The sequence below is a fragment of the Klebsiella sp. X1-16S-Nf21 genome, from assembly GCF_002837615.1.
Taxonomy (GTDB): domain Bacteria; phylum Pseudomonadota; class Gammaproteobacteria; order Enterobacterales; family Enterobacteriaceae; genus Klebsiella; species Klebsiella variicola.
Map to the genome: position 1 here is coordinate 29,519 of NZ_PJDK01000029.1, position 14,678 is coordinate 44,196.

Sequence of the window (14,678 nt, forward strand, 5' to 3'; positions counted from 1 at the left end):
TCGTATGAACGACAGGCCGTCGTTACTGCGCACGCACCTGGTTGTAGCGCTCAATGATGGCCGGGCCGTTTTTATCCCACCATCCGGCGTCCATAAACAGGGTGTGCTGCAGCCGTTCCGGGGTCGACGGCAAACGCTGCTGGCGTGCCTTATCGATATATTGCATGGCCTCGCCGGTGGTCGGACCATAGGCGATATACTTGCTGAATTCCGCCTGATGCTGCGGCGAAATAATGTAGTTAAGCAGCTTCAGCGCCGCGTCGCGGTTATGCGCGCCTTTAACCAGCGCGAAGTAACCGACCTGAGCGACGGAATCGTCCCAGGACATTGTGATTGGTACGCCCGCGTCAATGCCCGACTGGAAGCGACCGTTCCAGCCCAGCGCCATCACCACCTCACCGCTGGAGAGCGCCTGCACCGGCTCCGCGCCGCTCTTCCACCATTTCGCCACGTAAGGTTTGATTTTCTTAATCTGATTCATTGCCCGATCGACCCCTTCCGGCGTGCTCAGCGTTTTATACACCTCTTCAGGCTTGACGCCGTCAGCAATCAGCGCCGCTTCGATAACCGTTGTAGGCTCATCCTGTAAGGTGCGTTTACCAGGGAAGGTTTTCACGTCCCAAAAATCAGCGAAGGTTTTCGGCTGCGGCTTGCCCTCCGGGAAGGCTTTACTTGAGAAGCCAATCAGGGTGGAGAAAATTTCTGACGGGACGCCGTAATCGTTGCGCGCGCCGGGGATGATGTGTTGTTGATTGACCATTTCAGGGGTGATTTTTTCAAATACGCCCAGCTTAATGCCGCGGGCTAGGCGCGAACTGTTTTCCGTCACCACATCCCATGACACGGTGTTGGTATCCTGCATCGCTTTCAGTTTGCTGACCTGCGGGTCGGTATCCTCGACGACATCAATACCGGTTTCTTTATTAAAGGGCTTAAGCCAGGCTTCGCGGATAGCATCCTGGTAAGCGCCTCCCCAACTGGCAAAGTAAAGCTCATCCGCACTGGCGGACAAGCTGTAGCTCATGGTCAACAGGCCCAATGTCAGACAGCCTGCTTTTATCGATGGTTTCATCTGCTCGCTCTCTCTTGGTTAAACATTCGCTCATCGGCGTATTCGCCAGCGGTGTAATTCTGGTTTTTATCCTTTGGCATTCTCATTGCATGCATTTGGTATACCAAGTGTTTCGAGGAGTGATCATGCAAGAAGTGGACCTGAATTCCGATCTGGGTGAAAGTTTTGGTCAATTCACCGTCGGTGATGATGAAGCGATGTTGGAACTGGTGACCTCTGCTAACGTGGCCTGCGGTTTTCATGCAGGTGACGCTTTGGTGATGCACCGCACCGTGACCCACGCCAAAGAGCGCGGGCTGGATGTCGGCGCTCACCCGGGTTTTCTTGATCTGTGGGGCTTTGGCCGGCGAACCATTACCGGCGATAGCCCGGCGGATGTCGGCAAAATGGTGGTGTATCAGTTAGGCGCGATGCAGGCGGTGGCGCGGGCCTGCGGCCATGTGATGAACCACGTTAAATTGCATGGCGCGATGGCAACTCAGGCCTTCACCGACGATGCATTATCGGAGGCCATTGTCAGCGCCATTCTTGCCGTCGATCGCCGGCTGATGCTGGTTACCACGCCGCACAATGCGACAGAACGAGCGGCGCGCAAGGCCGGACTTCACATTGCCTGCGAAGTGTTCGCCGATCGCAGCTACGGTGAAAATGGGCTGACCCTGCCGCGGCATCTCCCTAACGCCATCATCCACGACCCCGAACGTGCCGCCAGCCGTGCGCTGCAAATGATTGAAGAGCAGGCGATTCGCACCATCAGCGGGGCCAAAATCCCGATGCCTGTTCATACCATTTGCGTCCACGGTGATAACCCGCAGGGTGTGGCCATAGCCCGCACGCTACGCGAACGTCTGACTGCCGCGGGCGTCGACATTCGCCCACTTAGCCAACTGAGTCATCTGTAGTCCGTTGCGACATAAATGAACAAATGATGCGCACTAATCGTGCGTAATTGCACCACCGGTATGCAAACGCCGAACCACCAAACCCAAGTCATGCCGTTTTGGCACGACCCGTAAAGGAGAGAAAGATGAAAGACAAGGTTGAATGTCACGAAAGACTGCGGGGTATTTTCAATATCACCGTAACCCCTTTCACTGCACAAGGGGATATTGATTTCGCGGGGCTGGCTGCCAATATTGAGCGAGTCGTAGCCCTGGGCTATGACGGTATCCTGATTGGCGGGACCTATGGCGAGTTCCCGGCGTTGAGCGTTGAGGAGCGCGTCGCTATTTTCCGCCACGTCATGCAGGTCGTGGGGGATCGCGTTCCGGTTATGCTGTGCAGCGCCGGGTCCGACGCCCGGGTGGTCCGCGAACTGACCGCTCTGGCAGGCGACCTGGGCGGCCTGCCGATGGTCACGCCGCCTTTTGTATCGGAAGTGACCGATGCGCAAATCGTTAGCTTCTTTCAGCAGATGGCGCCGTTGTCGAAGACCGGTATTCTGGTCTACAACGCGCCGGGTATCGGCATAACCTTGCCCCCGGCCCTGCTGGAGCAACTGGCGGATATCCCGCAGGTCGTGGGTATTAAGCAGGGCGATCTTAATCCGACCGTCATTGACCAAATCGCCAATCGCTTATCCGGCCGCCTGCGTCTGTTCTGCGCCTCCGATCTGGCGTTTTTAGGGCCGATGATGTGCGGCTTCGATGGCATCAGCACCACCAACAGCGGTGCGCTGCCGGAGCTGGTGTTGGCCTGCTTCCGGGCGCTGGAGCGAGGCGATGCCGTCGCTGCCAGAGAGTTGCACCGCCTGTGGTACGGCTTCCGCGTGCTGGCGCGTCGCCACGGCCAGCCGCAGCTGGTAAAAGCCGCAATGAATATGCGCGGCTTCAACGGCGGACACGTGCGTTCACCGCTGATCGATGTCACTCCGGAGGTGATTGCCGAAACGCAGGCGGAGCTTCAGCGACTCGCCGCCGACGCGCGAAGCGGCGTCACTCTGCCGGCCTGAGTTCACCCTGAAACAGATTAATACGCCGCTGCCCTTGTGGCGGTATCTAACCAAAGAGATCGCTATGTCAGCACAATTTCTCGCGCCGCGAATGCGGCGAGTTCGTCCGTCGCCAACCGCCGCCATCGCCGACCGGGTCCGCATTCTGCAACAGCAGGGAATCGACATTATCAGCCTCGGCCTGGGCGAGCTGGACTTTGCAACGCCTGCAGCTATCGGCCAGGCAGGGATAGATGCCATCAATACCGGTGAGACAAAGTACACCGCGGTCGGCGGAAGCCTCGCGCTGAAGGCGGCCATTATCAATAAATTCGCTCGCGACAATGACCTGAACTTTACTCCCCAGCAGATCATTGCCGGTACCGGCGCTAAACAGCTTATTTTCAATGCGCTGCAGGCCACGCTCAGCAGCGGTTTGGAGGCCATTATTCCTGCCCCTTACTGGGTATCTTACCCCGATATGGTGGCGCTGGCGGAGGGAGAACCGGTTATCGTTCCGACAAGGGAACAAGATGGCTGGAAACTCACGCCGCACTCTCTGGCCGCAACCATCACTCCCCGTACCCGCTGGCTGATCCTCAACTCGCCCTCCAACCCAACGGGGGCGCTGTACAGCTGCGAGGAGCTGCAGGCCCTCGCGGAAGTCTTGTTGGCCGCGCCGCAGGTACTGATTCTGGCGGACGATATCTATGAGGCGCTGCGTTACGACGGTGCACCTTTCTGCACGCTGGCTCAGGTTGCGCCGGCGCTGCGCGAACGTATCCTGACGGTTAATGGGCTTTCGAAAGGCTTTTCCATGACCGGCTGGCGTCTGGGCTATGGGGCCGGGCCCACGTGGTTAATTTCCGCGATGACCATTCTTCAGTCGCAAAGCACCTCTAACCCTTGTTCGCTCGCGCAGGCGGCGGGCGTCGCAGCGCTGACCCAGCCCGCCGACTTCCTGCCGCAGTGGCTGGCTATCCTCGGTAAACGCCGCGATCGGGTGATGGCGCTGATAGACCAGGTTGACGGGCTAAGCGCCACGACGCCGCAGGCCGCGTTTTATGTCTTCGTCAATTGTTCCGGCCTTATCGGTAAATCAACCCCCGCAGGCGTTAGGCTCAACGATGACGTTGCGGTTGCCGATTACCTGTTAACCGAAGCCCATGTCGCCACGCTCCCGGGGACAGCATTTGGTACGCCGGGTTATCTGCGTCTGGCCTATGCACTGGATGATACCCTACTGGAATTAGCCTGCCGGAATATAGCAAACGCCTGCGGGGAACTTCGCGCAACGTTGATGTATTATTAAAACGTTGGAGAGTATGCCGCAGGGGATGAAGGTGTAGCGAACATTATTGGCTGATACGTACTTTACTCATGGCCGCTCACTAGTAAAAAGAAGAGCATTGCGCCTTCTTTAGGAGTAGGCCATCAGATGTTAAGCGCACCATTGAATGCCTTGCTGAATCTCTCACAATCACTTTACCACTAATGGTGGAAAAGCCCACTGCAGGCCGCCGGGCGTTTTAACCTGAACGCGCTTCATAAGGCGAGTGGACTTGGCGCTAACAAAGCACCCGCACAGTGGTTGCGTACTCAATCCGCCAAATCTTTGCTCGCCGAGTTGGAATAAATATCCTCCGGCATAGCCGGAGGTTTTTCTGATGCGCCTATAAGGCTCTGTTACCAGCCGCGCCCTAACAGGCGCATGCGATCTGACATTTGCATCAGACTTCCTTACTTACGGCCCGTAAACGGGCTTCTCGGATAAGGGAACGATAACTGCTCGCCCATTTTATCCTCTTCAAGCTGGTGCTTTATGTATTCCTGTATCTTCGCGGTGTTCTTCCCCACTGAAGTAGCCACCTGAAACACCAGACAGTGTAAGCGTCAAGCCACCGCCGCCTGTGCTTCTGGTCCCGGGATCGCTAGCTTAGAGCTCCGTCTAATTTAGAAGGAGCTCTGTTTATGGAAAATGCTGCCAACTGGCGAACTGAATCGCGTACTGTCTATTCCAATGACTTCAAACTTCGGGTGGTCGAACTGGCTTCACGACCGGATGCCAACGTCGCGCAACTGGCGCGGGAACATGGCGTTGATAATAATCTCATTTTTAAGTGGCTACGCCTCTGGCAGAGAGAGGGGCGAATCTCTCGTCGAATGCCTGCAACTATCGTGGGGCCGGTGGTACCACAATCTCTTCCGGTTTCCCCGACTCTGTTGTCCGTCGACGTAATCAACGACCCGCAGCCCATTGCAGAGAATGACACTCTGTGTACGTTCTCCTCCGCTCACTCCAGCGCGACTTCCTGTCATGTTGAGTTCCGCCACGGCAAAATGACGCTGGAAAACCCGTCGCCAGGGTTGCTGGCCGTGCTGATCCGCGAACTGACCGGGAGGACACAATGATATCCCTCCCGTCAGGCACCCGCATCTGGCTGGTCGCCGGTGCCACGGATATGCGTAAATCCTTCAACGGGCTGGGCGAACAGATACAACACGTTCTGGATGAGGCTCCCTTCTCCGGCCACCTGTTCATCTTCCGGGGACGCCGTGGCGATACCGTGAAAATACTCTGGGCTGATGCTGACGGTCTGTGCCTGTTCACCAAACGGCTGGAAGAAGGCCAGTTCATCTGGCCTGCTGTACGCGATGGTAAAATCGCCATCACCCGCTCACAACTCGCCATGCTCCTCGATAAGCTGGACTGGCGTCAGCCCAAAAAAGTTCGCCTTAACTCTCTGACAATGTTGTAAAAAGAACATGACCGCATTATAAGTGGGGTCATGAGTCAGGACTATCTCGCCCGTATCGCTGCGCTGGAAGACGCGCTTCGCCAGAAAGACAGCCAGCTCAGTCTCGTTGCAGAGACTGAGTCGTTCCTGCGTTCGGCGCTGGCCCGCGCAGAAGAGAAAATAGAGAACGAAGAGCGTGAAATAGAGCATCTGCGGGCACAGATAGAAAAACTGCGGCGAATGCTGTTCGGTACCCGCTCAGAAAAACTTCGCCGGCAGGTTGAAGAAGCCGAAGCCCTGCTGAAACAGCAGGAGCAGCAAAGCGATCGCTACAACGGACGGGAGGACGATCCACTGGTCCCTCGTCAGTTGCGCCAGTCCCCCATCGTCGCCCGTTACCAGAACACCTTCCCCGCGAGAATCATCGTCTGGAGCCAGCAGAAACCAGCTGCCCGGACTGCGGCAGCGATATGAAATACCTCAGCGAAGTCAGCGCGGAGCAACTGGAAGTGGTCTCCAGCGCCCTGAAAGTGATCCGCACGGTCAGGGTGAAAAAGGCCTGCGCCAGATGCGACTGTATCGTTGAAGCACCTGCACCATCACGCCCCATCGATCGGGGTATCGCCGGGCCTGCTGGCCCGCGTGTTAACAGCCAAATACTGTGAACACCTGCCGCTATATCGCCAGTGCGAAATCTTTGCCCGTCAGGGCGTGGATCTGAGCCGGGCGCTGCTCTCCAACTGGGTGGATGCGTGTTGCCGGTTAATGGCCCCGCTGGATGAGGCCCTCCACCGATACGTGATGAACTGCCGCAAACTGCATACGGATGACACCCCGGTGCCAGTGCTGGCACCGGGCAGAAAGAAGACGAAAACCGGGCGCATCTGGACGTATGTACGCGATGACAGGAGCAAGGGATCGTCAGACCCGCCAGCAACGTGGTTCGCCTTCTCGCCGGATCGGCAGGGAAAGCATCCTCAATACCATCTTCGGCACTATCATGGTGTACTGCAGGCCGATGCCTTCGCAGGCTATGACCGGTTGTTCAGTGCAGAGCGTGACGGATGCCCGTTAACCGAAGCGGCATGCTGGGCCCATGCGCGTCGAAAAATCCACGACGTCTATATAACCACTCAGACAGCGACGGCAGAGGAAGCCCTGAAACGTATCGGTGAACTGTACGCGGTGGAAGAGGAAATACGCGGCTTCCCGGCAACTGAGCGGCTGGCAGCCAGGCACTCCCGAAGTAAGCCGTTGCTGATATCCCTGCATGACTGGTTGGTGGAGAAAAGCGCAACGTTGTCGAAAAAATCCCGGCTGGGTGAAGCGTTCGGTTATCTTCTGAACCAGTGGGATGCTCTGTGCTACTACTGCGATGACGGTCTTGCAGAAGCAGATAACAATGCAGCGGAGCGGGCCTTACGGGTGGTATGCCTGGGTAAAAAGAACTACATCTTCTTCGGTAGCGATCACGGTGGCGAGCGTGGTGCATTGCTGTACGGTCTGATCGGTACATGCAGACTAAATGGCATCGATCCGGAAGCTTATCTTCGCCATATCCTGAGCGTGCTACCTGAATGGCCGTCGAACAAAGTTGCCGAACTCCTGCCATGGAATGTAGATCTCACCAATAAATAGCCGTCAATACGGCGCTCACTTAACGCTTACCCTTGAACTGAGTGTTTTCAATCAGTTTTTTCAAATTCTCACGCTGCTTTTCAAAGTTCTCAATCATACCTGCGATGGCTTTCTGGAATGCTTGTTCTCGCTGATAACACCGTTATCCATTTTGACATTGATATCAAAGTCTAAATTGAACTTTGTAGCACCGAGTTTGCCATAGGTGTTGAACAATTCCTGACTGTATTGTTCAAACCGTTTGAGTAAATTTTTGGAATCTTGCTGGAATATTTCAACGTCCTCCTGAATGCCTTTTCTTAACTTTTCGCTGAATGCATCCTGCTGCTGTGTAATGCAACTTCTCAGGTTACTTTTGAATTCATCGCTGCTGATATCTCGATTAATTAGTGAGTAGACAGAAGCGCGTACGGAGATGACCAGTTCATCAACCAATTTGGCACTGAGGGCTTCCAGCCGGTGCCGGAACAAACTGAAACTTTGACGCAGCTGTTTGCAGGAATTGTCACTGTCCAGTTCCAGTTGTTCGGCCACAGTAGAGAAGATCTCGTGAATATGCCGTACTTTGGCATTGCTTTCATCAATCCTGCCTTTGGCCTGGCTGAAGTTGGCGGCTTTAATTCTGTCGGCACTGTTACCCAGTAACTTTTCACTGAGCATCCGGATAAAGGACCGCATGTGAGATATTTCCAAAAGTTCATCGGCATTAAAGCTATCAAGAAATTTTTTGCGTCGTTTAGCATTTTGTGAATCGGGAGCAAAATGATCCGTAGAGGCTAAAAAAGCTGGCAGAACGCTGAGGGGAAACACGCAACGATAGTTTGTACCTAACTGTTCATGCATTTTTTTATCGAGCTCAGCTAGGCTATTTTCTTCATCATCTTTAATCAGTGGCTGTTTCATGATTGCCATCGGATTGATAATTTTCTTGTTGAAAATCGTCCACACTTCGGTTTGATCTTTGAGATGTGTTTTGATCTTTTCCAGTGTGCCCTGACGTTGATCATCACCTGTTTGCGGCGGAGCAGGCTGGTTGGTGACATAGAACACCGCATGAGCCGTTTGAACTGCATCTTCGATCTCTTTAAGCACTAACCCTTCTTTACCTTCAATACCGGGGACGTCCAGCAAAGCGAACTTATAACCATCAAGCTCCACGTTATAACGCTGAGTTTGTCGAGTGAAGTCAGAGCTACCATCACCGATGATGGCACCGTCGGCCATTGCACCCAATTCCGGCAGGTGGCTTTTAGACTCCAGATTCTTCTGAATCAACTCATTTTTTTTCTGCCGGGCCTCCTCCTGAACGTTGAGTAACTTGCGGATAGCGCATTCATGTGAGGCAACGGTATCCTGCAAATGTTGTCTGACCGTGTCGAGTTCGATTTCCTGTGGCAACTTTCGAAACCAGAAGAGTAGCTTCTGCCACAGCGAAGCCGTACGTTTATGTTCATTGACCTGACTTTGCAGAGACTCAATATGCTTCAGGTCGGCCAGATGCTGTTGATCAAAAACCTGTCTAACGCCTGCGATTTGCTTAATGATCCCGGTAAGTTTCTTCTCTGCTTGTTCCGTATCTTGTGCCAGTTTCTGAAAACTACTCTCGCTTAAACTGTACTTTTCCTGAAATGCCCGGAAAGCAAGTTGGTCATTCATTTTTCCGGGCTCGCGAAGCAGAATACGCAGCGTTTCAATGATGCTGGATTTCCCTGCCCCGGTTTCCCCGTAAAAAGCGACAGTAAACGTATTCCACTCGGCATTCTTTTCCAACCGGACTAGCTGAGCACGTAACTTTGCCTGATGCAGATCTAATTGTTTGAGCGCGTCGGCCTGGGTGTCATCGAAATCTTTATCACCGCTTTGGCTCTGTAATGAATGTATGATTTTGTCCAGCTCTTCAGAGATAATCTGATAGATCTCACGAGGGTGTTTAAGTTCTAAAGTCACAATATGCTCTTTACATTTTAGAATGAGTCATCAGGTTTATTCGTCACTGAAGTAAAACCTTATAGCCGCAATTATTCCGTTTCGGCTGCGATATTTATGGCCCACCTAAAGGTGGGCTCATATTGACGTTATGATATCAATGGTCAGGATTAAACAGAGAAACCGTATCTAATTATCCAAAAGCTGAACCACCACCAATCGCCCGCCTTCCTCAGCAGAAAGAATAAACTGAGCGTTGTCATCCAGACGGAGCTTATCACCAATGGCTATCACTCTGCGGTCGGGTAGAGACATCAACCCGTGTATTCCCGGGCTTCATTGTCAAAGGTAATGATAGAGATATGGACACTTTCCAGAGCGTAGGGGTCCTGTCGCAGGGCACTCAGCATCGCCTGAACACCGACATTCACTGAATGTATTGATTCGCCACGCATCGAGCCCGAAGTGTCGATAAGGAGATAAACAGGTAGTCTGCGCATTTAGATATAATTCCTCAGATGGCTGACAAAGGAATCTGTGGTTGACGGCTCACCGATCGCATTCAGTTTCCAGCCGGTTGGTTCACGAACGAGTTCAGCAAAGACCATCGATCTCTGACCATTAAAGGAAGCGCCTCCTGAAAGGTCAAACCGGGCCATTTCGACATTTCTTCCATCCACGGCCCGGATATTCTTTCAGGCGACCAAAGCAACGTTCAACAACATTGCGATTACGGTAAGCATCACGATCGAGCTGTGAACGGCCATCTGACGCCATTTTCTCATTTGATTTGCGAGGGATGACGGTTTTTATACCTTTTCTTTTCAGTTCGTTACGTAGCGCATGTCCGGAGTAGGCTTTGTCAGCCAGTATGGCATGACCACGGCGCTTCATGCTCCCGTTCTGACGCTGAACAATAATGCCGTCCAGAAGACGTTGTGCAAACTGGCTTCCGTGAGCCTGAACGGGACTCAGTACGATATTTAACGGCAGACCGCTTCCGTGGATTTTGGTGCCAAAACCGCCGCGAGAGCGACCCAGCCCATTATCTCCGGCGATATCGGGATGTTTTTTTGAGCCCCGGCTGCACATCTGAGTGCACGGATATTACTGCCATCCAGTGCAGTAGCCGACCAGTCCACGAGGCCATGCGCATCAAGATATGAAAGTAAATTATTGAAGATAATATTAATCACTCCCGACTTTGACCACCGGTTAAACCGGTTGTAAACGGTCTTCCATGGACCATATCGCTCAGGCAAATCGCGCCATGGTGCGCCTGAACACAGCACCCAGAACATACCGTTGATTATCATACGATGTTCTGCCCATGGACGTCCGGCCCGTGGTGTTGCTGGTTCAGCAGGTAATAAGGGCTGGATGAGAGCCCATGCCTCATCGGGTAGGTCGTAGCGAGCCATAGTTCAATATGTTGTGGAAACAGACAGTTACTATAGCCCAGGCAATTAAGGGACACAGCCTAGTGAGTTAAACAGGGTGGTGCATGACCTTGTGATGAATTACAGTGGTAGTATTAGTGCTGAGCTCGGCGTTGGCCAATTGCATCGAGAAGAGCTGAGGCACTACAAGTCCGTTGTGGAGATGGATTTGATGCTTGCTATCAAGCAGGCGCTTGATCCAAATCAGTTGTTTAATTCCGGAAAGCTCATTTGATCTGGGATTTCATAAGTTTAGTTTTTTCAATGGGCTGCGCGGCTCAGATTTTGTGATGCATGTTTGCTTGCTAAGTGCTCAAGGTTTGTATTAATGCCGCGCTTTGTCTTTTTTGTTAGTTATGAGGAGAAGGAGTGGAAGAGTTCAGGCCTGCTACTGAGCCGCATGAGCTTATGGGGCAGCGGATTTTGGAGGCTGCGTATGAGCTTATTGTGGCGCATGGTTACTCTTCAATGTCCATGCGTAAACTTGCCGCTCAAGTGGGTCTGCATGCGGGTAGTTTGTACCACCATTATCGTGGGAAGGAGGATGTTCTTGAGGCTGTTATAGAGTTCGTCCATGACAAAAAATTATTCGCATGGATGAATGCTAAACGAGAAACTGACGATCCGCGGGAAGCTGTCGCGCGGTTTGTAGAATTTAGCGTGCGTTATAGCATTAGCTTTCCAGCGGACGAGCAATTGATCCGATTAGGGGCGAGTCATTTCAAGGTGGGGCAGCTTGTCCAGGCTGAAGATCAGAATGCGTTATTCAGTAATGAGCTGAAGAAAATTATTTATCGAGGTGTGCAAGCTAATCTATTCCAGGTCGAGAGCCTAGAGATATCTAGTCATTGTATTTTGGGGCTGTGTAGTCGGGTTGCGGAGGTGCCACGTACAGGAATCACGAGTGAAGCTCGGCTGGTCAGAGTAGCTACTGAGCTAACGCATCGCCTTCTTCTCAAATAAAGCGTGAAAGCACTGAGAGGAAGCGATGCGCTTATAGAGAGATCAACTAAATGGAAACACTGGCTTCGCTTGCAGAAAGCAGAGTGCTCAATAATCCTTGGCGAGTATTCTCGATGTGAGAAATCATGGTCTGGCGTGCCAACTCAGGATCTCTCTTGCGAAGGGCGTCGACAATCCGCGAATGATCGCTATTCGTTTCAGGATTTATGTCTCTGCTTCGTGTGCCAAGATAAAACAGCCGATCAGACTCTTCAATATGGCTCTTTACCAGTGCCAATAATCGGGGGTTTCTTGCTCCCTGAGCTATGGCTGTATGAAATTTTTCGTTGCTAGCCACGAAAGCTTTTGTACTTCTGTCTTCGCCAATGACGTAACTCGCTTTGGCGAGCCTTTCCAGTTCGTCAAGCTCGGACTCGGTCAAGTTGACAGCAGCGGCGCTGGCAGCCATCCCTTCCAGGACCGCGCGGACAGCGAACAGATCATTCACGTCCTTCACAGTCACCGGTGTCACCCTGTAGCCGCGGCGAGGGAACGCCTCCATGAAACCTTCGATGCACAGGCGACTCAGCGCTTCCCTTACCGGCGTCTTGCTCATTTGTAGTTGTTCAGCGAGCTCGGGTTCGGACACATCTCGGCCTGGGGGCAGGTCCCCAGTAATGATCCTTTCCCGTAGCAGTTCGTACGCTTGTTGAGTAAGGGAGCTGGCGCGCCGCTTGACGGCCTCTCCGGTGAAAATTTGCATGTGAAAACTCCTAGATGTAGATGCAGCCGCTGGTTAGGGCGCTAAGGACGGCGGCGGATGAAGCTGAGTAAGCAGCTCATGGTGGCAAAATATAGTGTTTGACTCGAGGAATGTACAGATATACGCTGTGGTATATCACGAAATGTAGCACAGGTGTTCCGCTGCGTGCGCATGTGATTTCACTCCATGGGAGAGCTCTGTGCCAAAGATTCTCGTCATCAATCCCAACAGTTCCGAAGCAGTGACGAAGCGAATGGAGGCTGCGCTTGTGGGGCTGCGTTCTGCCTCAAGTCATCAGATCCGTTGCATTGAGCTCGCTGAGTCGCCGCCCGGTATTGAAACGGATGAGCATGTGGCAGCTGTGATCCCCAACATCGTTGCTGCGGCTAACTCGTCAGATGCGGATGCGATCGTAATTGCTTGCTTCTCTGACCCTGGCATCGCACAGGTGCGCAATGCTGTTCAAGTGCCAGTGTTTGGGATCGCTGAATCGTCATATCTCACAGCGTTGTCCCTAGGTAAAAAATTCGGTGTCATTTCTCTAGGTCAATCATCAATCGACCGCCACCTGCGTTATTTACAGCAATTGGAAATTGTAGGGCGTCTCGCGGGTGATAGGTCAATCAACAAAACTGTTGTGCAGTTGTTAGCTGAGGACGTTGTGGAGGTCGTTAGCAAAACCGCTGAGCTATTGATCGAGTGTGATGATGCCGAGGTGATAGTGCTTGGCTGTGCAGGGCTTGGTAATTACCGAAAAGCGTTACAAGAAAAACTAGGCGTGCCAGTAATCGACCCAGTGCAAGCTGGGGTATCGCTGGCCACTCTCACTTTGGATCTCGGTTATCACGGGAGTAGAGCATGAAATACGATCTGGTATTGGTGGGGCCTGCGGTGCTTTCAGATGGGCCGGTCGATAAATGTTGGATTGCGGTAAAAGATGGAAAAATCGCCGCTATTGGTGAAGGCGCTGTTCCTGATGCGCAAGAGGTTTATTCAGTATCGACTGGCCAACTTATCATTCCAGGTGTTGTTGATGGGCAGACTCATGCTTGTAGTGCTGGTGGTCTTCCAGGGATCAGGTCAACCACACGGTCTGCAATTGCGGGCGGGGTGACAACAATTGTAGACATGCCTTACGACAACCCCCATCCGCTGAATAACTTGGAGCGTTTGAACGAGAAGGTTACGGCAATTCAAGAGCACGCATATTCAGATGTTGCCCTTTACGGAACCGTGCTTCCAGGGCAGACGATGGAAGATATCGCTCCTTTGATTGATCACGGTATCGCAGCGTTCAAGATATCTACATTCGAAAGCAGTCCTACGCGCTTCCCTAGGATTACTACTGATCAGATCTACTCGATTTTTGGAGCACTGGCAGATACTGATGTGCCATTGGGAGTGCATAACGAAGATCAGGAAATCGTACGCGCACTAATCGCCAAAGCGAAATCAGAAGGGCGAAATGGATTGACAGTGCACTCAGAAAGCCGTCCCCCGGCTGCGGAGCTAGCTGCAACAGCCCAATTCCTGGAGCTTGGCGCTTCACTTGGTGCACATGCGCATATTGTGCACCTCACTACTGAGCGTGGCTACAAGCTGGTTGATCACTATGTAAAAGACGGATATCGGGCGACGGGAGAGCTCTGCGTCCATTATCTATGGTTCGACCCCTTGACCCACGGAGAGGAGTTGGGCGCGAAGATGAAGGTCAATCCACCTATCCGCCCAGCCCAAATTGAGCCTCTGTGGAAAGAAGTAGCCGCGGGGCGTGTCGCGTTCGTGAGCTCGGACCATTCAAGTTGGCCAATCAACAACAAATTCACGGAATCTATTTTTGATGCGGGTGCCGGAGTTCCTGGTCTTGAGACTTTGCTCCCATCCTTTTATACAGGAGCTCAAAGTCGGGGTTACGATGCGCCCCGTATGACGGTCGAGCAACTGTGCGAGCGCCCAGCCAAGTTTTTCGGTTTGTGGCCACAAAAGGGGACTATTCGTGTAGGTTCGGATGCTGACTTCGCGGTCATTTCTGATCAGTCTCAGGTTTGGGATTCGAAAAAAGCACATGATGAACTTTGCTGGAGTCCATTCGATGGGCGAGAATTCAGCATTACTGTTGAGCGAACTTATCTTCGCGGCAAGTTGGCGTGGGACGGTAAAGAGGTTCTGAATTCGCCGGGCTCTGGTGATTATGTCAAACGCAGCAAAAACCGTTGGTTTCAATAAGGAG

The 14,678-nt window shown here is 52.8% G+C and carries 12 protein-coding genes and 6 pseudogenes; 11 read left to right on the plus strand and 7 right to left on the minus strand.

Annotated features, from left to right (window positions below; translation table 11 throughout):
- Positions 1–22: 22 nt before the first annotated feature.
- Positions 23–1,072 carry an ABC transporter substrate-binding protein gene (locus CW267_RS14875; RefSeq protein ID WP_100781646.1) on the minus strand — a complete coding sequence of 350 codons (1,050 nt, stop codon included), beginning with the start codon at positions 1,070–1,072 and terminating at the stop codon, positions 23–25.
- 125 nt (positions 1,073–1,197) lie between these two features.
- Between CW267_RS14875 and CW267_RS14880 the strand changes: the two genes are divergently transcribed.
- The 4 genes and pseudogenes from CW267_RS14880 to CW267_RS14895 form a co-directional block, all read left to right on the plus strand.
- Complete coding sequence (locus CW267_RS14880) at positions 1,198–1,974, plus strand: LamB/YcsF family protein (RefSeq protein ID WP_100781645.1); 777 nt, start codon at positions 1,198–1,200, stop codon at positions 1,972–1,974.
- 125 nt (positions 1,975–2,099) lie between these two features.
- Positions 2,100–3,023 carry a dihydrodipicolinate synthase family protein gene (locus CW267_RS14885; RefSeq protein WP_100781644.1) on the plus strand — a complete coding sequence of 308 codons (924 nt, stop codon included), beginning with the start codon at positions 2,100–2,102 and terminating at the stop codon, positions 3,021–3,023.
- A gap of 64 nt (positions 3,024–3,087) precedes the next feature.
- Positions 3,088–4,314 (plus strand): pyridoxal phosphate-dependent aminotransferase, encoded by a 1,227-nt coding sequence (locus CW267_RS14890; protein ID WP_100781643.1) that lies wholly within the window; start codon positions 3,088–3,090, stop codon positions 4,312–4,314.
- Between the two features lie 198 nt (positions 4,315–4,512).
- A pseudogene (locus CW267_RS14895) lies at positions 4,513–4,635 on the plus strand (KilA-N domain-containing protein); the annotation flags it as partial.
- A 107-nt stretch (positions 4,636–4,742) separates the two neighbouring features.
- On the opposite strand, the pseudogene CW267_RS14905 reads toward CW267_RS14895, so the two are convergent.
- Positions 4,743–4,862, minus strand: a pseudogene (locus tag CW267_RS14905) (IS200/IS605 family transposase); the annotation flags it as partial.
- Between the two features lie 111 nt (positions 4,863–4,973).
- Between CW267_RS14905 and CW267_RS14910 the strand changes: the two are divergent.
- The 3 genes and pseudogenes from CW267_RS14910 to tnpC all read left to right on the plus strand — a co-directional run bounded on the left by CW267_RS14910 (position 4,974) and on the right by tnpC (position 7,378).
- The gene (locus CW267_RS14910) at positions 4,974–5,414 is read left to right on the plus strand and encodes a transposase (protein WP_100781642.1); all 441 of its coding nucleotides are present in this window, start codon (positions 4,974–4,976) and stop codon (positions 5,412–5,414) included.
- Positions 5,411–5,761, plus strand: coding sequence for an IS66 family insertion sequence element accessory protein TnpB (gene tnpB / locus CW267_RS14915; protein WP_100781641.1), 351 nt, complete (start codon positions 5,411–5,413; stop codon positions 5,759–5,761). The genes CW267_RS14910 and tnpB overlap by 4 nt, the downstream gene beginning before the upstream one ends.
- Before the next feature lie 30 nt (positions 5,762–5,791).
- A pseudogene (gene tnpC, locus CW267_RS14920) lies at positions 5,792–7,378 on the plus strand (IS66 family transposase).
- A gap of 93 nt (positions 7,379–7,471) precedes the next feature.
- On the opposite strand, the gene CW267_RS14930 reads toward tnpC, so the two are convergent.
- From CW267_RS14930 to CW267_RS31330, 4 genes and pseudogenes are all read right to left on the minus strand, one after another.
- Positions 7,472–9,325 (minus strand): GTPase, encoded by a 1,854-nt coding sequence (locus tag CW267_RS14930; RefSeq protein ID WP_100781640.1) that lies wholly within the window; start codon positions 9,323–9,325, stop codon positions 7,472–7,474.
- A gap of 302 nt (positions 9,326–9,627) precedes the next feature.
- Positions 9,628–9,804, minus strand: a pseudogene (locus tag CW267_RS14935) (tellurium resistance protein TerY); the annotation flags it as partial.
- Positions 9,805–9,993 (minus strand): annotated as a pseudogene (locus CW267_RS14940) (TerD family protein); the annotation flags it as partial. It abuts the pseudogene before it with no gap.
- Positions 9,992–10,725, minus strand: a pseudogene (locus tag CW267_RS31330) (IS5 family transposase); the annotation flags it as partial. The pseudogenes CW267_RS31330 and CW267_RS14940, both read right to left, overlap by 2 nt.
- A 91-nt stretch (positions 10,726–10,816) precedes the next feature.
- Between CW267_RS31330 and CW267_RS14950 the strand changes: the two are divergent.
- Together CW267_RS14950 and CW267_RS14955 are read left to right on the plus strand one after the other, a co-directional pair.
- Positions 10,817–10,978 (plus strand): FAD-binding oxidoreductase, encoded by a 162-nt coding sequence (locus CW267_RS14950; protein WP_264755083.1) that lies wholly within the window; start codon positions 10,817–10,819, stop codon positions 10,976–10,978.
- 134 nt (positions 10,979–11,112) lie between these two features.
- Positions 11,113–11,706 carry a TetR/AcrR family transcriptional regulator gene (locus CW267_RS14955; protein WP_100781729.1) on the plus strand — a complete coding sequence of 198 codons (594 nt, stop codon included), beginning with the start codon at positions 11,113–11,115 and terminating at the stop codon, positions 11,704–11,706.
- Between the two features lie 46 nt (positions 11,707–11,752).
- Here the strand turns inward: CW267_RS14955 and CW267_RS14960 are convergent, their stop codons facing one another.
- A complete protein-coding gene (locus CW267_RS14960; protein WP_100781730.1) occupies positions 11,753–12,448 on the minus strand; it encodes a GntR family transcriptional regulator in 696 nt (231 codons plus the stop codon).
- Positions 12,449–12,647: 199 nt separating this feature from the next.
- Here CW267_RS14960 and CW267_RS14965 point away from each other — a divergent pair, with 199 nt between their 5' ends.
- A complete protein-coding gene (locus CW267_RS14965; RefSeq protein ID WP_100781731.1) occupies positions 12,648–13,310 on the plus strand; it encodes an aspartate/glutamate racemase family protein in 663 nt (220 codons plus the stop codon).
- The gene (locus CW267_RS14970; protein WP_100781732.1) at positions 13,307–14,674 is read left to right on the plus strand and encodes a dihydroorotase; all 1,368 of its coding nucleotides are present in this window, start codon (positions 13,307–13,309) and stop codon (positions 14,672–14,674) included. Before CW267_RS14965 ends, CW267_RS14970 begins: the two co-directional genes overlap by 4 nt.
- The last annotated feature ends 4 nt before the right edge of the window (positions 14,675–14,678 follow it).